The following is an 18,440-nucleotide window of genomic DNA, read 5'->3' as shown; positions in this document are numbered from 1 at the left end:
CCGTGACCAAAAAGGCCCCGCGACAACAACAGTGAGAAACAACAGCGCCCACCACCGCTGGCCACGAGGGCCAACAGAGGTGGGCGCTGTCTGTGCGGCGCGAGCCTAGGCTCCGTAGACGGAAGCCTCTAGGTACTCGTTGACGGCGGACTCGTGAACGCGGAAGGAGCGTCCGACGCGAACAGCCGGCATTTCGCCTGCGTGAACCAAACGGTAGACGGTCATTTTGGAGACGCGCATAATCTCGGCGACCTCCGCGATCGTCAGAAAGGTTCCCTTTTCTTCATTTGCCATATATATCTAACCCTTCAGCTCGTTACGCGCTGTAGGCTTCCCCTCCCACAGGACTTCACGCACGTGCTTGCCCTAGCCTATCGTGAAACATGTGACTAATGCGACCCAAGTGCCAAATTTTTTCACAGCATTCATTAGGGTTTCCCCTAAAAGCGCTGCTTAACACCCGCCCCAACACTCCTGGGTGGGTACACCCCCACCACGGGGAGGTCGCACACGGAGGCGCTAGCCGAGCTCCTTGGCCTTATCGGAGCAGGCCTCTGCCGCGCGGTAGAACGCGCCGCGCAAGCCGGACTCCTCCAGCTCGCGGACGGCGGCGGCGGTGGTGCCGCCCGGCGAGGTTACGCCAGCGCGCAGCTGGGTGGCCGAGCGGCCGGAGCTAGCCAGCATCTCACCAGAGCCGGCTGCGGCCTGGGCGGCAAGCTTCTCGGCGACGTCGCGGGGAAGGCCGAGCTGTACGCCGGCGTCGACAAGCGCTTCTGCTACAAGGAAGAAGTAGGCCGGGGAGGAACCTGCCAGTGCGGTGGCGGCGTCGATATTCTTCTCCGGGATGACCGCTACCTCGCCGACGGCTTCCAGCAGCTCGCGCACGCCATCCATCTGGGCCTCGCTCACGTGCTCACCGGCCGCGCAGGTGCACATACCGCGGCGCACCAACATGGGGGTATTGGGCATAACGCGCACCACCGGCACGCCTTCGCCCGCCGCGCCCTGCAGCTGCTCTAGCGTCAGGCCCGCGGCCATAGACACAACCACGGCATCCTTGGCCGGCTCAAGGCCTTCGAGCAGATCCAGGATGGCGTAGGGCTTCACGCACGCGAAGATATAATCCGCGCCGTCCACCGCCGCTGCATTATCGCTGGTGGTGGTGACGCCATAGGTATCCTGAAGTTCCTTGCTGCGGGATTCGGTGCGGTTGGTGACCGTGATATCAGAGCCTGCAAAGCCCGATGCTACGAGTCCCGAGGTCAAAGCCTCACCGATTTGTCCGCCGCCTAAAATTGCAATCTTTGTCATAGTCTCCACCATGCCAAAAATGCGGAACCCCGGCTACCACGTGAACTGCTCCCCATTAGTTGGACTGAGAAATCAGTTACCTACTAGTGGGGAGCAGTTGTATGCATACACGTAGTTCGTTGTCGGCGGGGCAGCGGGAAGAATTGGTGGCCCTTTTCGAGCAGGGTTGTAGTTACTGGGCTGCAGCGCATCATGTCGGTGTTGGTGTTTATCCAGTTCGCGCTTTGTTTCGTCGGTTCTTGCTCCATGGCAAGCTGTGTCTTGTGGAAAAGCCTTCAAAGCAGCAGTACTCCTTCGAGATCAAAAAGGAAGTTGTCCAACGCCATCTCACTGGCGAGTCAAAGATGAGTCTTGCCCGTGAGTTTGGCCTGTCGTCAGACCAAGTGGTTGGATATTGGTCGCGGAAATGGCGCAAAGGCGGCGATGACGCCTTAAAACCGAAGCCGAAGGGCAGGCCTAAAGGTTCAGCTAAGCCGAAAGTGCTTTCTGAAGAAGATAAGCTACGTCGCGAAAACGAACGGTTGCGGGCCGAAAATGCCTACCTAAAAAAATTGCGGGACTTGAGGAATCAGGGACGCGCCTGAAAGTCCAAGCGATCGTCATCCTCAAGTCTCACCACCGCTTGGAGTACCTCCTAGAGGCAGCCGGTATGCCGCGGGCGACATTCTTCTACCACCAGAAACGACTCAGCGAGCCAGATAAGCACGCTGCGATCAAGGACGCTATCCGGGAAAGCTTCGAGGTTAACAAACATCGCTACGGCTACCGGCGAGTGTTGCTGGACCTGCGCAACAAGGGCTGGGTGGTCAACCACAAACTCGTTTACAAACTCATGCGCCAGATGGGGCTTCGGGCCAAGATCCGCCAACGCAGACCGTATATTTCCTACGCAGGAACTAAAAGTCGCATTGCTGACAACAAGCTTGACCGCAAGTTCACCCCAGACACGCCAAACACCGTCTTTGTCAGCGACGTCACCGAGTTCAGGGTCGCAGGCCGAAAAGTGTATTTGTCACCGGTGATGGACTTGTTCGACCGCTCAATCGTCGCTTACACCGTGGCTACATCGCCGACGGCAGCGTTTACCGCCGAATCCTTGACTAAGGCGATTGCAGCCTGCGCGCCGAAGCCTGGGTGGATGATGCACACCGATCAAGGCTTCCAGTACCAGCATTCCTCCTGGCGTAACCTGATCAGTGACAACGGCGGTGTCCAGTCAATGTCGCGAAAAGCCAACTGCTACGACAACGCAGTAATGGAGAACTTCTTTGGCCACTTGAAAACCGAGATGTACCACGGAGAAGTCTTCGACACCGTCGAGGACTTTAACCAAGCCATCGAAGACTACATCCAGTGGTACAACACCGAACGCATCCAACAACGACTCAAGGGCCTGACCCCGATGCACTATCGGAATCAGGCCCTTGAGTCCCTCACCGCCTAGAATTAAACCAGTCCAACTTTTGGGGGCCAGTTCACACTGTGGGGTAACCGGGGCGTCGACAAGCGAGGGGCTTAGAGCATCACCAACAGCAGCGGGCCGAAGGTCAGGATAAGGCCGGTAAAGCCGGCCAGGAACATGGAGAACCCATCGCGCGCGGTGCGCAGGGCGTGCGTCACGCCCACCATAATTGCAGTGACGCACAGCGCCAGGATGGCGACGACCAGGCGTGGGAAGCTATCCCACAGAATCTCAAAGCCCTTGAAGATGACAATCGCCAGCAGGATGCCCGCGACAATCATCAGCAGGATGGACACTGGGTTGAGCTTCTCGTGCTCTTCCTCGATCCACTCTTCGTCGTCTTCGACCTTGGGAAGGTTGCCGGTTTCCTCTGCACTCTTAGCGACGCCCGCCTTCTTCGACGCCGGCACCGCCGCCGCAGCGGCCGCTCCAGCGCCAGCTGCCGCGGCTCCCGCTCCGGCCGCCTTTGCGCCCTTGTCGGCCTTCGGCTTTTCGGCAACGGGCTTCGCTGCGGTGGCCTTGTCCGCGCCGGACTTGTCTACGGTCGGCTTCTCTGCTGCGGCCTTCGCCGCGGCAGGCTTGGCGTCGTCCGCCTTCGCCTTATCCACGCGCTGGATTACCGCGGTGTCATCCGCAGAAGGCTGCTTCTTCTTCGCCGCCTCCTGTACCGCGCCGGCAGCGGCAGGCTTCTTTGCGGTGGACTGTGCAGCCGACGGGGCGGACGCAGCAGGCTTTGCGGCAGCCTTGGCTGCAGGCTTGTCGGTGGACTTCTTTGCGGAGTCGGCATCGGTCGCGTCGGCGGCCTTGGGGGCCCGGATGACGGGAGCGTCCTCGTCGATGGAGACGGAGGTGTGCTTGGCCTCGGCAGGCGAAGCCTCGACCTTCTTGAGGTTGCCGGTTAGCTCGGCAACGGAAATGCCGCCTTCATCGAGGCTGCGGCGGTGGCGGCGCGAACGCTTGTCGTCCTTGCCGCCCTTTTCGCCGCGGGCCTTTTTATCGCGAGCCAGCAGCTCTGCCACGGTCAACTTCTTCTTGTCAGCCATGATCTCTTCCTATTCCAATCCCTTGTCGGTCCGGCGCAAAATGACGCCCTCACGCAGCGCCCACGGGCAGATTTCCAGCTTCTCAATGTCCAAGGCTCGCATGGATGCCTCGGCCACTAGAGCGCCGGCAACGATTTGGTGCGATCGGTTAGAACTTACACCTTCTAGGTCCGCTCTGTCTGCCGCAGTCATGCGAGAGATGAAGGAAATCAACTGGCGCAGACCCGGTGCAGTCAACGTGCGCTTGACGTATGGGCCGGCAGACGACGGGGCGGACCCCGTCAGGCGCGCCAGCGTGCGGAAGGTTTTGGAGGTACCCACGGCGAGGCCAGCGGGGCCCATGGCCTTCATCTGCTGGGCAACGTCTTCGAGCTCCGCATCGATATAATCGCGCAGCGCACTTACCTTCTTTTTCTCCGGTGGGTCGGTGTCGAACCAGTTATGGGTCAAGCGGCCAGCGCCCAAGTCGAGGGAGAAGGCGAGGTCGGGGTGCTCGTCGGTACCGGTGGACAGCTCTAGCGAGCCGCCGCCGATGTCTAGGTTGGTGATACGCCCGGCGGACCAGCCGTACCAGCGGCGTGCGGAGAGGAAGGTCAGCTGGGCTTCTTCCACGCCAGAGAGAATCTGCAGGCGTACGCCGGTCTGCTTTTCCACCTCATCGAGCACGGCCTCCGAATTATGCGCGGAGCGCACCGCCGAGGTAGCAAAGGCGATAAATTCAGCGCAGCCCAACTTTTCGCCCAGCTCGCTCGCCTCTGCCACGGCGCTGACCAGCTTCTTTACACCCTTTTCATGGATGTTGCCCTTCTTGTCCAGCTGTTCTACCAGCCGGAGCGGGGTCTTCCAATCGCTCATCGGAGTGGGCCGCCCGCCCGTCGCGGCATCGACCGCAACGAGGTGGACGGTATTGCTTCCGACGTCTAATACACCTAATCGCACACTAATAGCGTAGTAGGTCTACCGTGGTTAGGTGTGAATCGCCCAAAATCTGACACGGTATACCTAGGTTTTCCCGCGAGCTCGCCCGCGGCGGCGTCGATAAGAGCGGGCCGCGAAGAGGCCCCCGATTTCCCGCGGGAGTGGTTTGAATTTACCAACCCGAACGACCCACACCACGTCTTTTCCATCGACCTGACATGGGTGGAATCGCACTACAGCTGCCAATTTGGAACGTCGGCATGCCGGGGCATCGATAAGAGCCAGCCCGAGGTGGGCTGCTGCGTGCATGGCGCCTATATGACCGATGAGGAAGACCGCGACCAGCTTTACGACGCCGTCTCGCGCATGCCCGCCAAGTATTGGCAGCTGCGCCCAGCGGGGGTAGATGAGTTCCTCGCGCAGGACGCTACGGACGAGTTGGAGCCATGGCTGGAATGGGACGAGCTCGACGGCGAGGACGGCGAACCGGAACCAGCGCTGAAGACCCCTATTGTGGATGGTGCGTGCATTTTTGCCAACCGCGCCGGCTGGACAACGGGTACGGGCTGCGCACTGCACCAGTGGGCTGTCGATGCCGGGGAGGAACTCACGGTGGTAAAACCCGAGGTGTGCTGGCAATTGCCGCTGCGCCGCTACGAGGATTATGAAGAGCGCCCAGATGGGCAGGAGATTTTGCGCACCCAGATTGGCGAGTATGACCGTCGCGGTTGGGGCAATGGCGGCGAAGACTTTGATTGGTATTGCTCGGCCGATGCCGCCTGCCACGCTAACCCGCTGCCGATATGGCAATCGCACGAAGACGAGCTGGTAGCGCTCATGGGGCGGGAGTCCTATGAGATTTTGGCCGCGCACTGCAAGGCGCGCGCCGCGGCGTCCGAGCACGGCGTCCAGCTCACGCAGCACCCGGCCAGCGTGAAAGCCGGGAGCCTACAGGCAGGAAGCCAGCAGTCGGAGAGCTAGAGCTCAAATTTATAGCCCAGGCCGCGCACCGTAACCAGGTGCTTCGGGCGGGAGGGCTGCTCCTCGATCTTGGAGCGCAGGCGCTTGACGTGAACATCGAGCGTCTTGGTGTCGCCAACATAATCGGCGCCCCAGATACGGTCAATGAGCTGGCCGCGGGTAAGTACGCGGCCAGCGTTGCGCAGCAGGTACTCCAGGAGGTCAAACTCCTTAAGAGGCATGGATACCGGCTCATCCGCGACGGTAACGGTGTGGCGTTCCACGTCCATCTTGACGCGGCCGCCCTCGAGGATCTGCTCGGCTACTTCTTCCTCCGCCTCGGTATCGGCACCGGCGCCGGAATCGTGGCCGCGGCGCAGGACCGCGCGGATGCGCGCGATGAGCTCGCGGGAGGAATAAGGCTTGGTCACGTAATCATCGGCGCCCAGCTCGAGGCCGACGACCTTGTCGATCTCGGAATCGCGCGCGGTCACCATGATGACCGGCACGGAAGAAGAGGTGCGCAGCTGCTTGCATACCTCGGTGCCGGACATGCCGGGCAGCATAAGGTCTAGAAGGACGATATCGATGTCGTTAGCGGCAAACTTTTCCAGCGCGGTGGGGCCATCGTGCGCGATGATCGGCTCGAAGCCCTCCTTGCGGAGAAGGAATGCCAGCGGATCTGCCAGCGACTCTTCATCTTCAACGATGAGGATGGTGGTCATTGTGCTTTATCCTTTCGACGTGCTGCAACGCGTGCTACTGCACGCGGGAGCCCAGGCGCCGCCGCAGTGACGGCATCCCTTTTCTCATTATCCTTCATGCCAGCATCCTGCGCTGGCTTTTCTTCCCTGTAGATAGGCAACTCAATGGTGAATGTAGAACCCGTACCGGGCCGGGACCACAGTTTGATGTTGCCGCCATGGTTGGCCACCACGTGTTTAACAATTGCTAATCCTAGGCCAGTGCCTCCGGTCTGCCGCGACCGGGCTTGGTCTACGCGGAAGAAGCGCTCGAAGACGCGCTTTTGATCATCCGGTGCGATACCGATGCCGCGGTCGGTGACGCGGATGAGCACGACCCCACCGTCCACGACTTTCTGGGAGACCGATACCGGCATCTTCTCCGGCGAATAGTTAATCGCGTTGGAGATGAGGTTAGATAGTGCGGTAACCAGCAGGGACCTATCTCCTTTAACCTGCACGCCGACGGAGGCGCCCCGGTTGAGCTCGATGGAACGGGCCTCCGCAGCCAGTTGGTTGCGCGAGAGCGCTTCCTCGATGAGGTCATCGACGGCCAACGGTTCCATCTCCGGCAGCGCCTCGGCGCCTTGCAGCTTGGACAAGGAAATAAGCTCGCTGACCATATCGGCCATGCGGTTGGCTTCCTTGTAGACCTTGTTGCCAAAGTACTCCACGGTTTCCTGGTCACCGGGATCTTGGAGCAGGGCCTCGGCCAGCAAGGCAATGCCGCCGACGGGGGTCTTGAGTTCGTGGGAGACGTTTGCCACGAAGTCGCGGCGGGCGGATTCCATGCGGACGTTTTCGCTCTCATCGGTGCCGTAGATGATGACAAAGCGGCCGTCATTAAGCGTGAGCGGCTTAATGACCGCCTTGAACTGGGTGACGCGGTGGCCCGTGCGGCGCTTGGGAATGGCCAAGTCGACGGTGCGGGTCTCCTTGTCCTCGAAGACCTCCTGCGCGGTCTGCCACACGTCCGGGTTCACGGCGCGATCATGCACCAGGGACATCTCGTGGGCTGCCGGATTGGACATGACGATTTCTTGACTGCGATCCAGCACCGCCAGGGCCGTCGGCGAGCCCTGCACGGCCAAGTGCAGCACCTGGCTGACCGTCGTGACCTGGTTGGCCTCGGCATCGGTGGCTTGGCGGTAGCGCGCAATGCGCCCGCGCAGCCAAGAAATCACCGGCAGCGCCAACCCGCAGGCCACCACGCCGGCGGCAAAGGAAAGAATCAATTCCACGTGTCTACCCTATCCACCACAAAGTCCCCAGGGAATACTCCCCGGGGACTGTGGCGCAGTTTCTTACTTACCGCCCTGCGCAGCAACGGCGGCGGCACCGGCAGCGGCGGCTTCCGGATCCAGGTAGGTGCCACCTGGGTTTACTACGGAGCCATCCTCGGTGATCTCATACACCAGCGGGATGCCGGTCGGAATATTCAGGCCGGCAATATCATCATCGGAGATATTGTCCAGGTGCTTGACCAATGCGCGCAGGGAGTTGCCGTGTGCGGCGATGAGCACGGTCTCGCCCTTCTTGGCGCGTGGGAGGATTTCCTCCTCGAAGTACGGAACGAAGCGGGCGACGACGTCCTTCAGGCACTCGGTCTGCGGGACCTTTTCCAGGTCTGCGTAGCGCGGGTCATTGGTCTGGGAGTACTCGGAGTCATCGGCCAGCTCCGGCGGGCGCGTGTCATAGGAGCGGCGCCATGCCATGAACTTTTCCTCACCGTATTCTTCCTTGGTCTCGGCCTTGTTCAGCCCTTGGAGGGCGCCGTAGTGGCGCTCGTTGAGGCGCCAGTCGCGCACCACTGGAATCCAGTGGCGGTCGGCGGCGTTGAGTGCGATGTTTGCGGTGCGGATAGCACGGCGTAGAAGAGAGGTATAGAGGACATCGGGCAGAACGCCTGCCTGCGCGAGCAGCTCACCGCCGCGCTTGGCTTCCGCCTCGCCCTTTTCGGTCAGATCTACATCGACCCAGCCAGTGAACTGGTTGGACTCGTTCCACTTGGATTGGCCATGGCGAAGAAGAATCAGTTTTCCGTTAGTCATGCCTCCAGCATGCCACGAAATTATTACCGGCGTCAGGGTTTAATCCCCAATCGCCCGCCGTTGATGGCAATCCGGGACCTCGATGCGGCTGGCCTCGTCATAAATTTCTGCGAGCGCGGCGGCGGAGCTGGCCCAGCTAAAGCGCGCGGCGTGGGCGACGGCGGCTTCGCCCATGGCGATGCGCATGGGGTCGTCGTCAAGCAGGCGGGCCAAAGCATCGGCCCAGTCGGACGGGTCATGCGAGTGCACCAGCAGGCCGGTCTCCCCTTCGGCCACGGCGATGGGCAGCCCGCCAACGGCCGCGGCTACCACCGGCGTGCCCGAGGCCTGGGCCTCCAGCGACACTAGGCCGAAGGACTCGTTATAGCTAGGCACCGCTACGATATCGGCCGCGCGGTAGACCCCTACCAGCTCCTCTGGCGGGCGGGCGCCCAAAAAGCGCACGCGCTTATCGACGCCCAACTCACGAGCCAATTCCCTATAGGCCTCCGGCGCCGTATTAGCCCCCGATGGTCCGCCACAAATGACCACGCGCAGGTTGCGGGTCGGTTCGCGGCGGAAGAGCTCGGCCGTGGCACGAATGAGGACCTCTGGGCCCTTGAATTTTTGCAGGCGCCCCACAAAGGCCACCACCTTGGTGTGCAGTGGAATGCCCAGCTCGCGGCGGGAGCGCTCGGTATTGCGGTCCGTGCCTGGGGTAAATAGCTCGACGTCGGCGCCGGGCGAGACCACGCGAATGATGTCGCACTCGGCGTCGTAGTGCTCGGCCAAGTCGCGGGCTTCTTGCTCGGTATTAACCACGAGCAGGTCCGCATTATCTACCAGCTGCTGCTCGCAGATGCGGCGAGCCTCGGACTCCAAGGTGTCATCCGCGGTCCGGGAGGCGTTCTTCACCGCGGCGAGGGTATGGGCCGTGTGGATGAGCGGGATGCCCCAGAGATCCCGTAGCAGCCAGCCCACCTGTCCGGAGAGCCAGTAGTGCGAGTGAATAAGGTCATATTTCTTGCCCTGCCATTTGGCAAATTGCACCATGCCGCCCGCGAAAGCGGCCAACTGGGTCGGCAGATCCTCTTTATCTAGGCCCTCGTACGGCCCGGCGACGATATTAATGACGCGCAGGTGGGGTTCAACCTCAATGATTTCGCCGTGGCTAGGCCGGGTGGCGCGAGTGTAGACGTCCACCTCTATTCCCCGGCGAGCCAGTTGGCGCGCACTATTGAGGACGTAGACGTTCATGCCGCCGGCATCCCCCGAGCCGGGCTGTTCAATCGGCGAGGTATGCATAGAGATCATGGCGATGCGCATGGCGCTCAATTCTACCGGCGCTATACTGGCCCCTGCCAGAAACCTACGCCACCGAAAGGTAAAGTTTTGTCCGCATACGAATCACAGGCTTGGCTCCAGTACTACCCGGAATGGACACCGCACCACCTCGAGTATGGCGAGACCACGCTGCTGGACATTTACGACAATAATCTTGAGGTCAACGGCGATAAGCCGGCCACCTACTTCTTCGGGCGCACCCAAACGTATGCGGAGCTGGACCGGCAGGTTCGCGCTGCGGCCGCTGGCCTGAAGGCCTTCGGTGTGCGCCCCGGTGACCGCGTAGCCATCGTGGCACCAAACTCGCCGCAGTACATCGCGGCGTTCTACGCCATCTTGAAGCTGGGCGCCCAGGTGGTGCTGCACAACCCGCTCTACACCGCCCACGAGCTGGAGGGGCTCTTTCAGGATCACGGCGCGCGCATCGCCATCGCCTGGGATAAGGCCGCGCCCACCCTGGAGAAGCTGCGCGCGACCACCAATCTGGAAACGGTCGTGTCCATCAACATGATCAACGCCATGCCCACCCTGCAGCGCGCCGCCCTGCGCCTGCCCATCCCGCCGCTGAAGTCCAAGCGCGAGCAGCTCTCGTCCCCGGCGCCAAATACTGTGCCGTGGGAGACCTTGGTAGGCAACGCCATCGGCGGCGATGGTAGCGATATCACCACGCCGGAGGACGTGGACAAGGACACCATCGCGCTGATTATGTACACCTCTGGCACCACCGGCGCCCCGAAGGGCGCCATGCTCTCGCACGGCAACCTGTTTTCTAACCTGATGCAGGGCAAGGCGTGGGTACCAGGTTTGGGCGATAAGCCGGAGCGCATGCTGGCAGCCCTCCCCTTCTTCCACGCTTATGGCCTGACCATGAACGTGACCTTGGCGCAGTTTATCGGCGGCGAGCTAGTCATCCTGCCAAAGCCAGATATGTCGCTCATCATGCAGTTGATGAAGAAGCACACCCCGACCTGGGTACCGGGCGTGCCGACGCTCTACGAGCGCATCGTGAAGGCCGCCGAGGATCAGGAAATCCCCATCAAGGGTGTGCGCGCAGCCTTCTCCGGCGCGTCTACCCTGCCTTCGGACACGGTCAACAAGTGGGAGAACTACACCGGCGGCCTCTTGGTGGAGGGCTATGGCCTCACGGAGTGCTCGCCGATTATTGTGGGCAACCCCATGAGCACCGACCGCCGCCCGGGCTACGTGGGCATTCCGTTCCCGGATACCCAGGTGCGCATTGCCAACCCGGATAATCTGGACGAGACCCAGCCGGACGGCGTCGAAGGCGAGGTGCTGGCCCGCGGCCCGCAGATCTTCAAGGGCTACCTCAACAATGAGGAAGCCACCGGGGCCGCCTTCCACGGTGAGTGGTTCCGCACCGGTGACATGGGCGTCATGGAAGAAGACGGCTTCATCCGCCTGGTCAGCCGCATCAAGGAAATCATCATCACCGGCGGCTTCAACGTCTACCCCGGCGAGGTGGAAGAAATCCTGCGCGAGCACCCGAGCATTGATGACGTCGCCGTGGTCGGCCGCCCGCGCGAGGACGGCTCCGAGGACGTCGTGGCCTGCCTCGACCTCGCCGATGGCGCCGCCTTGGATCCGGAGGGACTCAAGGACTACTGCCGCGAGCGCCTGACCCGCTACAAGGTCCCGCGCACCTTCTACCATTTTGAGGAGCTAGCCAAGGACCAGATGGGCAAGATCCGCCGCCGCGAGGTCCAGGCAGACCTCATCCGCCGCCTCGAGGCCGAACAGAATTAACATGTTCCGCCTCATCGATAGCCCCCTCGGACCCCTGCGCTTGCAGGCGAGCCCGCGGGGGCTTTCCCGCATCGAATTCACCGCGGCCAGCACTCCACAGGAAGCGGTGGGCGGTGTGGAAGAAGGGGGCGTCGAAAAGCGCAGCGCGGACGTGCTCGACGCCGCCCAGGCACAGCTCGCGGAGTATTTCGCCGGACAGCGCCGCGCCTTCGAGTTGCCCCTCGACCCGCCTGCGACGACCGACTTTCGCGCCGCAGTGCATGCGCGGCTGGCAGAGATTGGCTATGGGGAGACGGTCACCTACCGCGACGTCGCCAAGCTGCTGGGCCGGCCCGGCGCGACGCGGGCCGTGGGCAGTGCGTGCGGCGCCAATCCCCTGCTCATCGTGCGGCCATGCCACCGTGTGCTGCGCAGCGATGGCGGGCTCGGCGGCTATGCGGGTGGTCTGGAAGCCAAACGTTTTTTGCTGACACTGGAAGAAAACTAGAGGGATTCCTCATGTTTGGGATATGCTATCCCCTCAGAAATAGTTTTTGTAGCCAAACGAAAGGTTTTCCGCGTGTCCGCTTCCACCTCCCGAGCCTGGCTCGAGCACTACAGCGATTGGACCCCACACACGCTGGACTACGGCGATAAAACCATCGTCGACTACTACCGCAATAATCTGCGGGTCAATGCCAATAAATCCGCCACCTACTTCTTCGGAAAGACACAGACCTACGCGGAACTCGATACCCAAGTGCGCGCCGCTGCGGCCGGACTCAAGGCTTTTGGCATTCGCCCCGGCGACAAGGTGGCCATCGTCCTGCCTAACTGCCCCCAGCACGTCGCGGCCTTCTACGCGGTGCAATTGCTTGGCGCCACCGTGGTCGAGCACAACCCGCTCTATACCGCCCCGGAGCTGGAAGGGCTGCTCAATGACCACGGCGCGCGCGTGGTCATCTCCTGGGATAAAACCGCCTCCACACTGGAAAAGCTACGCTCGACCACCCCGCTGGAGACCATCGTCTCCGTCAATATGGTCGATGCCATGCCACCACTCAAGCGCCTCGCACTGCGCCTGCCCATCCCGCCGCTGGCCGCCAAGCGCGAGCAGCTCACCAGCCCCGCGCCCAATACCGTGGAGTGGTCCACCCTCATCGGCGCGGCCATTGGCGGCGATGGCTCGGCCCTCGATATCCCTGAGATCTCCCAGGACGATATCGCGCTCATCCTCTATACCTCCGGCACCACCGGAAAGCCCAAGGGTGCGCTCCTCTCACACGGCAACCTCATTGCCAATGCCATCCAAGGTAAGGCCTGGGTGCCACAGATGGGCAAGCAACAAGAGCGCTTCCTCGCAGCCCTGCCCATCTTCCACGCCTACGGCATGACCACGCTGTGTATCTTCAGCATCTACCTTGGCGCCGAGCTCATCCTGGTCCCCTCCCCGCAGATGCCGCTGATTATGGACATCGTCAAGAAGCGCACGCCTACTTGGCTGCCGGGCGTGCCCACGCTGTATCAGAAGATCATGGACGCGGCGGAAGAAAAGGACGTCGACTTAAGCGGCATCCGCAATGCTTTCTCCGGCGCCGCCACGCTGCCCGTAGAAATTGTGGAGCGCTGGGAGACCATGACCGGCGGCCGGCTGGTGGAAGGCTTCGGCATGACGGAGACTTCCCCGGTTCTTACAGCCAATCCCATGAACGGCAAGCACCGCCCCGGCTATGTGGGCGTGCCCTTCCCGGATACGGAGGTGCGCATCGCCAACCCTGAGAACCTGGATGAGACCCAGCCCGATGGCCAACCGGGCGAGATGCTCGCGCGCGGCCCGCAGATTTTCCAGGGTTACTCTGGCAATGCCGCCGCTACCGAAAAGACCTTCCACAATGGCTGGTTCCGCACCGGTGATATGGCACTCATGGAACCGGATGGCTATATCAAGCTGGTCAGCCGCATCAAGGAAATCATCATCACCGGCGGCTTCAACGTCTACCCCGCCGAGGTGGAAGAGGCGATTGCCCAGCATCCCGACGTCGTGGATGTCGCCGCCGTGGGCCGCCCGCGCCAGGATGGCTCCGAGGATGTCGTCGGCTGCGTTACCCTGCGCGATGGCGCCGTGCTCGATCCAGAAGGCTTGAAGGAATTCTGCCGCGAGCGCCTGACCCGCTATAAGGTGCCGCGCACCTTCTACCACTTCGAAGATCTGGCGCGCGACCACCTGGGCAAAATCCGCCGCCACCAGGTGCGCAAGGACCTACTCGAGCTGCTGGAGGCAAAGGCCTAAACTTAGCGGCTATGGCAGATATTCATTATGGCGCTACCTTGACGGATTTCCTCGCGGCCGCCGTCGCGAGGTTTCCCCAGCGCCCCGCCACCTACTTCGCTGGCCACACGCTCACCTATAGCGAGCTCAACGCCCAGGTGGCGGCCGCGGCCGGTGCCCTACGCGAGATGGGCGTGCGCCCCGGCGACCGCGTGGCGCTCCTGCTGCCCAATTGCCCGCAACACGTGGTGGCATTCTTCGCCATCCTGCGCCTGGGCGCAGTGGTGGTGGAGCACAATCCGCGCTATACCGCGCACGAGCTCACCCCGCTGCTCGCCCACCATGGCGCCCGCGTGGCGATTGCCTGGGAGGACATCGCCCCCACCGTGTCCGCGCAGGTAGAGACCACCATTACCGTTTCCCTCACCAAGCCGCTTCCCCTCACCGGCGCCCCGGTGGAACCGCACCCTGCCGCGCTTACCGACGCCGCCCTTATCCTCTACACCTCCGGCACCACCGCCCGCCCCAAGGGCGTGGTCTTAACCCACGGCAACCTCGCGGCCAACTGCCTGCAGCTGGAAACCCAGGCCCCGCTGCGCGCTGGCCACGAGCGCTTTCTGGCCGCGCTGCCCATGTTCCATTCCTATGGCCTGACGATGAGCGTGCTCCTCGCGGTGCGCTGCGCGGCCGAGATCATCCTGCTGCCTGCCCCACACACCGACGCGGTGACCAAGGCGCTTGCCGCCCGCCGCCCCACCTGGATGCCGGGCGTGCCCACCATCTACGAGCGCGCCATGGCGGCCGCTCCCTTGGCCGCAGGCACCGCCGCCTCTGACGCGCCCACGGATCTCGGCGGGGTACGCTACTCCATCTCGGGCGCAGCTTCCCTCCCCTCGCGCATCATCGAGCCATGGGAGGCGCGCACCGGCGGCATACTGGTGGAAGGCTATGGGCTTACGGAGACCTCTCCCGTGCTGACCATCAATCCCCTCGATGGCACCCGGCGCGCCGGCACCATCGGCCTGCCGCTGCCGGATACGCAGCTGCGCATCGGCTATCCTCACGACCTCAGCCGCACCCAGCCGGATGGCGAGGCCGGCGAGATCCTCGCCCGCGGCCCGCAAGTCTTTAGCGGCTACCTTGCCGACGCCCCCGCCACCGCCGCTGCCTTCCATGACGGCTGGTTCCGCACCGGGGACATGGGCGTGCGCGAGCCCGACGGCCATATCCGGTTGGTGGGCCGCATCAAGGAAATCATCATCACCGGTGGCTTCAATGTCTACCCCGGCGAGGTCGAGGAGGCTTTAACCTCCCATCCTGATATTGCCCAAGCCGCGGTCGTGGGCCTTCCTCGCTCTGATGGTTCGGAGCACGTCGCCGCCTGCGTGGTGCTTGCCCCCGGCGCGCAGCTCGACGAATCCGCCTTGCGCGACCATTGCCGCGGGTTGGTGGCGCGCTATAAAGTCCCGCAGCGCTTCTTTGCCATGGAGACGCTCGCCGCCGACCAGCTGGGCAAGCTGCGCCGCCGCGATGTCCAGCGCGATCTCCTCGCCCTGCTCAACCAGGGCTAGCCTTGTTCACGCGCTTCCCGGCGCACCGCCTGTTCGTAGATGCGCTCGGATCGTTCCTCAAGGTCGTGCTGGGCGCGGGCTTGGGCTTTAGCGGCGGCGTCGGAACGCGGCGGAGCCTGAATATGCCGCGCGGCGTGCAGGCCCAATTGCAGTTCCTTGGCGCGCAGGATCTCCGCATCGAGCTTGATGCCCAGAATGAGCATCGTATTAGATAGCCACACGGCCATGAATACGGCCATGATGAGGCTGAAGGCGCCATAGACGCTGGCTCCGGCAAAGCGCTGGGTATACAGCGCAAATGCTCCCCACACCGCAACATTGGTGCTCAGCGCTACGACGGAGCCTAGGGTTATCCACCGAAAGCGCGCCGGCCGCACGTTCGGGGAAAAGTGATACAAGATAGCGATCAAGCTCAGCACGATCACCACGGTGAGCGGGAAGCGCAGCCAATTCCACACTGGCATGAAGATCCCACCCAAAAAGTCCGCGGTGCCCTGCATCTCCAGCTTGCCCGCCAGCGGATTGATAACGCCGCTCACGATGGTATCGCGCAGCAGGTTAGCAAAGAGCACGATGACCGCACCGATGACGAGGACGATGGTAAGCCCCCACATCAATGCCCAGGTGCGGATGATTCCGCGGCCTTCCACTCGCCCATAGACGGTATTGGCCGTGCGCGAGAAGGCGCGCACATAGGCCGAGGCGGCAAAGAGCGAAATCAGCACGGATACCACCAGCGCGAAGGTGCCTTGTGCCGTGGAACCGATAATGGAGCCAACCAGTTTTTCGGCCTGCTCCGTCATGGAGCCTGGCACATAATCTGCAATAAACTGCGAGGTTAATTCGTGCACCTCAGCACGCCGCGAGGAGAAAATGAGCGTGGCTATCGAATAGGCCGCGAGCACCGTAGGGGCAAAGGCCATAAGCGTGAAGTACGTCATCGTGGCGGCGCGATCCATCAAGGCATCGTGGAAGAAGTCCGCCCACACGCGGCGGAGCACCAGCCCCCAGCTTTCCTTGCGCAGGCGGTTGCCGCGGGCCAACGGATCTACATTTTCGGTGTGGCCTTCAATCTTGACCACGGTGGGCGCAGTGCTCGGCACGATTTTATCCGCGCCCTCATAGACGGATTTGCCCACCGGAGTAGCCGCAGCGCTCGGCGGTTCGCCGGAAGACGAATTGCCAGGGGTGCGTGCGGCGCCAGGAACCTCGGCGGAATCGTCCAGTGTGCTCATATTATCCCAGCGTATGCGGTAAAGAATCTTTTTCAGGAAGTGACACTCAGCTGTGATTACACTGGAGAGACATGACTGAACAGAATGATAAAAAGCTCAACGTGAAGTCCTTCGAACTCGACCACCGCCTAGTCAGCGCGCCATATATCCGCGTGGCCGACCGCACGGATTTGGGCGGCGGCGTCGAAATCATCAAGTATGACCTGCGTTTCTGCCAGCCTAACCAGGACCACCTGGATACCAAGGCGCTGCACTCGGTGGAGCACATGATGGCAAACTTCATGCGCAACTACACCGATAAGCTCATCGGCTTCGCCCCGATGGGCTGCCGCACCGGCTTCTACGCCATCACCAACGGCATGGAGCAGGACGAGCTGCTGCGCGCGGTGGAAGGCGCGCTCAACGATATTCTTAACGCTACCGAGGTACCGGCCGCCAATGAAGAGCAGTGCGGTTGGGGTGCGCACCACAGTTTGGAGGGCGCGCAGGAGGCAGCCCGCGCATTCTTGGGCGCTAAGGATGAGTGGCTCCAGGTCATGGCCGCCTAAGCCAGTCGCCGGCACGGTAGGTGCCGAACTGAAAAGCAGCCACGATAGACCCGAAAACCGTGTGGTTAAGGGCGCTATCGTGGCTGCTTTGTAGGTTTTATGCCCTAGAGCCCGGAGTGAAAGCGCAGTCGCGCGCTACTCGTCGAGGGCGAGGCCGATCCACACGGGTTCGGGCACGAGCTCTACGCCGAAGGTCTCATGGACGCCGTCACGGATGGTGCGGGCAAGGTCCACGATATCGGCGGCTGTGGCCTCGCCGCGGTTGGTCAGCGCCAGCGTGTGCTTCGTCGAGAGCGTGGCCCGGCCGGAGCCCGGGTAGCCCTTGGCAAAGCCGGCGCGGTCAATGAGCCAGGCGGCGGAAAGCTTTTCCCGGCCTGTCTCGGCAGAGGGGTGGCGGGGCATGGAGTCTGCGGTGGCGTCGCCAAGCGAGGCACGGACCTTGGCCTGGACGGCGTCGGCAAGAGCGGAGTCCACCACCGGGTTGGTAAAGAAAGAGCCGGCGGACCAGGTGTCATGGTCGGTGGGGTCGAGCACCATACCCTTGCCACGGCGCAGCTTGAGGACCTGCTCGCGGACCTCGGCCACGGGGCGGCGCTCGCCCGGATTCTGGGTGAGCTGGCCAAAGCGCAGCGGGCGGGAAAGGCCCTCGGTATCGAGCTGGAGCTCCACCTCCAACACCACGGCGCGGCCGGTGAATTTCAGGTTGGAATAGCGATACGCCAGCTCCAGGTCGGAGGCGGGAACCCATTCATCGGTATCGGTGCGGCGGTTATAGAGGCGCACGCGGGTAAGGACCTCAGAAATTTCCGCGCCATAGGCACCCACATTCTGCACGGGGACCGCGCCCACGGTGCCGGGAATGCCGGAGAGGCACTCTATGCCGCCCAGGCCGAGCTGCACGGAGCGGGCTACCACGTCATCCCAGACGGCACCCGCCTGTGCGCGCACCACGCCGGTTTCGGTGTCCATGGAGACCTCATCAAAGTCAAGGATGACCGCGACGAGATCCACTGCGCCATCGGCCACCAAGAGGTTGGAGCCGCCGCCAACGACGATGAATTTCACTTCGGCGTGATCAAGGGCACGCACCACGGCGACGGCAGCCTCTGGCTGCGAGCAGCGCAGTGCGGCCTGCGGTTTTCCGCCTACACGCAGCGTAGTCAGGTCCGCAAAGGTGGCGGCGGGGTCCAGTTCTACGCCGTCGATCGCTGTGAGCTTTTGCGTCAAAGATTTATCAAGCACGCCTACCAAGGTAGTCTGTTA

17 protein-coding genes are annotated in these 18,440 nt (G+C 62.5%); 7 read left to right on the top strand and 10 right to left on the bottom strand.

Translation table 11 applies throughout. The annotated features are described in order from the left end of the window. Nucleotides 1-105: 105 nt before the first annotated feature. Both MHY22_RS06145 and proC read right to left on the bottom strand, forming a co-directional pair. Nucleotides 106-294: a helix-turn-helix domain-containing protein gene (locus tag MHY22_RS06145; RefSeq protein ID WP_005276651.1), complete on the bottom strand. Its 189-nt coding sequence runs from the start codon at nt 292-294 to the stop codon at nt 106-108. 225 nt (nt 295-519) lie between these two features. After that, complete coding sequence (gene proC / locus MHY22_RS06140) at nt 520-1,311, bottom strand: pyrroline-5-carboxylate reductase (RefSeq protein ID WP_239278536.1); 792 nt, start codon at nt 1,309-1,311, stop codon at nt 520-522. Between the two features lie 101 nt (nt 1,312-1,412). On the opposite strand from proC, the gene MHY22_RS06135 reads away from it, so the two are divergent. Beyond that, a protein-coding gene (locus MHY22_RS06135) for an IS3 family transposase (RefSeq protein WP_239278535.1) occupies nt 1,413-2,755 on the top strand; the annotation gives its coding sequence in 2 pieces (ribosomal slippage) (nt 1,413-1,854 and nt 1,854-2,755; 1,344 coding nt in all). Nucleotides 2,756-2,826: 71 nt separating this feature from the next. Here MHY22_RS06135 and MHY22_RS06130 read toward each other — a convergent pair. Next, complete coding sequence (locus MHY22_RS06130; RefSeq protein WP_239278534.1) at nt 2,827-3,816, bottom strand: tripartite tricarboxylate transporter TctB family protein; 990 nt, start codon at nt 3,814-3,816, stop codon at nt 2,827-2,829. A gap of 9 nt (nt 3,817-3,825) precedes the next feature. Further along, nucleotides 3,826-4,755: a Ppx/GppA phosphatase family protein gene (locus MHY22_RS06125; protein ID WP_239278533.1), complete on the bottom strand. Its 930-nt coding sequence runs from the start codon at nt 4,753-4,755 to the stop codon at nt 3,826-3,828. Between the two features lie 33 nt (nt 4,756-4,788). On the opposite strand from MHY22_RS06125, the gene MHY22_RS06120 reads away from it, so the two are divergent. Beyond that, a complete protein-coding gene (locus tag MHY22_RS06120) occupies nt 4,789-5,715 on the top strand; it encodes a hypothetical protein (RefSeq protein ID WP_239278532.1) in 927 nt (308 codons plus the stop codon). Here the strand turns inward: MHY22_RS06120 and MHY22_RS06115 are convergent. The 4 genes from MHY22_RS06115 to mshA form a co-directional block, all read right to left on the bottom strand. Then, nucleotides 5,712-6,419: a response regulator transcription factor gene (locus MHY22_RS06115; protein ID WP_239278531.1), complete on the bottom strand. Its 708-nt coding sequence runs from the start codon at nt 6,417-6,419 to the stop codon at nt 5,712-5,714. The two genes, MHY22_RS06120 and MHY22_RS06115, sit on opposite strands and share 4 nt — an antisense overlap. Further along, complete coding sequence (locus MHY22_RS06110) at nt 6,416-7,678, bottom strand: ATP-binding protein (protein WP_239278529.1); 1,263 nt, start codon at nt 7,676-7,678, stop codon at nt 6,416-6,418. The genes MHY22_RS06115 and MHY22_RS06110 overlap by 4 nt, the downstream gene beginning before the upstream one ends. 63 nt (nt 7,679-7,741) lie before the next feature. After that, nucleotides 7,742-8,488 (bottom strand): phosphoglyceromutase, encoded by a 747-nt coding sequence (locus tag MHY22_RS06105; protein ID WP_239278528.1) that lies wholly within the window; start codon nt 8,486-8,488, stop codon nt 7,742-7,744. A 39-nt stretch (nt 8,489-8,527) separates the two neighbouring features. Beyond that, complete coding sequence (gene mshA / locus MHY22_RS06100; protein WP_239278527.1) at nt 8,528-9,793, bottom strand: D-inositol-3-phosphate glycosyltransferase; 1,266 nt, start codon at nt 9,791-9,793, stop codon at nt 8,528-8,530. A gap of 66 nt (nt 9,794-9,859) precedes the next feature. Between mshA and MHY22_RS06095 the strand changes: the two genes are divergently transcribed. The 4 genes from MHY22_RS06095 to MHY22_RS06080 all read left to right on the top strand — a co-directional run bounded on the left by MHY22_RS06095 (nt 9,860) and on the right by MHY22_RS06080 (nt 15,394). Continuing rightward, a complete protein-coding gene (locus tag MHY22_RS06095) occupies nt 9,860-11,575 on the top strand; it encodes a long-chain-fatty-acid--CoA ligase (protein ID WP_239278526.1) in 1,716 nt (571 codons plus the stop codon). Between the two features lies 1 nt (nt 11,576). Next, nucleotides 11,577-12,062 carry a methylated-DNA--[protein]-cysteine S-methyltransferase gene (locus tag MHY22_RS06090; RefSeq protein ID WP_239278525.1) on the top strand — a complete coding sequence of 162 codons (486 nt, stop codon included), beginning with the start codon at nt 11,577-11,579 and terminating at the stop codon, nt 12,060-12,062. Between the two features lie 72 nt (nt 12,063-12,134). Next, nucleotides 12,135-13,844, top strand: a complete 1,710-nt coding sequence (locus MHY22_RS06085) for a long-chain-fatty-acid--CoA ligase (RefSeq protein ID WP_239278524.1) — start codon at nt 12,135-12,137, stop codon at nt 13,842-13,844. Nucleotides 13,845-13,855: 11 nt separating this feature from the next. Further along, complete coding sequence (locus MHY22_RS06080; RefSeq protein ID WP_239278523.1) at nt 13,856-15,394, top strand: AMP-binding protein; 1,539 nt, start codon at nt 13,856-13,858, stop codon at nt 15,392-15,394. On the opposite strand, the gene MHY22_RS06075 is transcribed toward MHY22_RS06080, so the two are convergent. Beyond that, nucleotides 15,391-16,629, bottom strand: coding sequence for a YihY/virulence factor BrkB family protein (locus tag MHY22_RS06075; RefSeq protein ID WP_239278522.1), 1,239 nt, complete (start codon nt 16,627-16,629; stop codon nt 15,391-15,393). The two genes, MHY22_RS06080 and MHY22_RS06075, sit on opposite strands and share 4 nt — an antisense overlap. Before the next feature lie 71 nt (nt 16,630-16,700). Here MHY22_RS06075 and MHY22_RS06070 point away from each other — a divergent pair, with 71 nt between their 5' ends. Next, complete coding sequence (locus MHY22_RS06070) at nt 16,701-17,177, top strand: S-ribosylhomocysteine lyase (protein WP_023020462.1); 477 nt, start codon at nt 16,701-16,703, stop codon at nt 17,175-17,177. Nucleotides 17,178-17,312: 135 nt separating this feature from the next. Here MHY22_RS06070 and MHY22_RS06065 read toward each other — a convergent pair whose 3' ends face one another. Then, the gene (locus MHY22_RS06065) at nt 17,313-18,419 is read right to left on the bottom strand and encodes a UDP-N-acetylmuramate dehydrogenase (RefSeq protein WP_239278521.1); all 1,107 of its coding nucleotides are present in this window, start codon (nt 18,417-18,419) and stop codon (nt 17,313-17,315) included. Nucleotides 18,420-18,440 lie beyond the last annotated feature (21 nt).

It is taken from the genome of Corynebacterium sp. ACRPO (assembly GCF_022347205.1).
Taxonomy (GTDB): Bacteria; Actinomycetota; Actinomycetes; order Mycobacteriales; family Mycobacteriaceae; genus Corynebacterium.
This window is presented reverse-complemented; position numbering and strand designations above follow the sequence as displayed.

Excerpts from the sequence above, each read along its gene's own strand:
- MHY22_RS06075 (WP_239278522.1), bottom strand. The coding sequence starts at position 16,629 with ATGAGCACACTGGACGATTCCGCCGAGGTTCCTGGCGCCGCACGCACC.
- MHY22_RS06145 (WP_005276651.1), bottom strand. The coding sequence starts at position 294 with ATGGCAAATGAAGAAAAGGGAACCTTTCTGACGATCGCGGAGGTCGCC.
- MHY22_RS06130 (WP_239278534.1), bottom strand. The coding sequence starts at position 3,816 with ATGGCTGACAAGAAGAAGTTGACCGTGGCAGAGCTGCTGGCTCGCGAT.
- MHY22_RS06070 (WP_023020462.1), top strand. The coding sequence starts at position 16,701 with ATGACTGAACAGAATGATAAAAAGCTCAACGTGAAGTCCTTCGAACTC.
- MHY22_RS06090 (WP_239278525.1), top strand. The coding sequence starts at position 11,577 with ATGTTCCGCCTCATCGATAGCCCCCTCGGACCCCTGCGCTTGCAGGCG.
- MHY22_RS06105 (WP_239278528.1), bottom strand. The coding sequence starts at position 8,488 with ATGACTAACGGAAAACTGATTCTTCTTCGCCATGGCCAATCCAAGTGG.
- MHY22_RS06080 (WP_239278523.1), top strand. The coding sequence starts at position 13,856 with ATGGCAGATATTCATTATGGCGCTACCTTGACGGATTTCCTCGCGGCC.
- MHY22_RS06115 (WP_239278531.1), bottom strand. The coding sequence starts at position 6,419 with ATGACCACCATCCTCATCGTTGAAGATGAAGAGTCGCTGGCAGATCCG.
- proC (WP_239278536.1), bottom strand. The coding sequence starts at position 1,311 with ATGACAAAGATTGCAATTTTAGGCGGCGGACAAATCGGTGAGGCTTTG.
- mshA (WP_239278527.1), bottom strand. The coding sequence starts at position 9,793 with ATGCGCATCGCCATGATCTCTATGCATACCTCGCCGATTGAACAGCCC.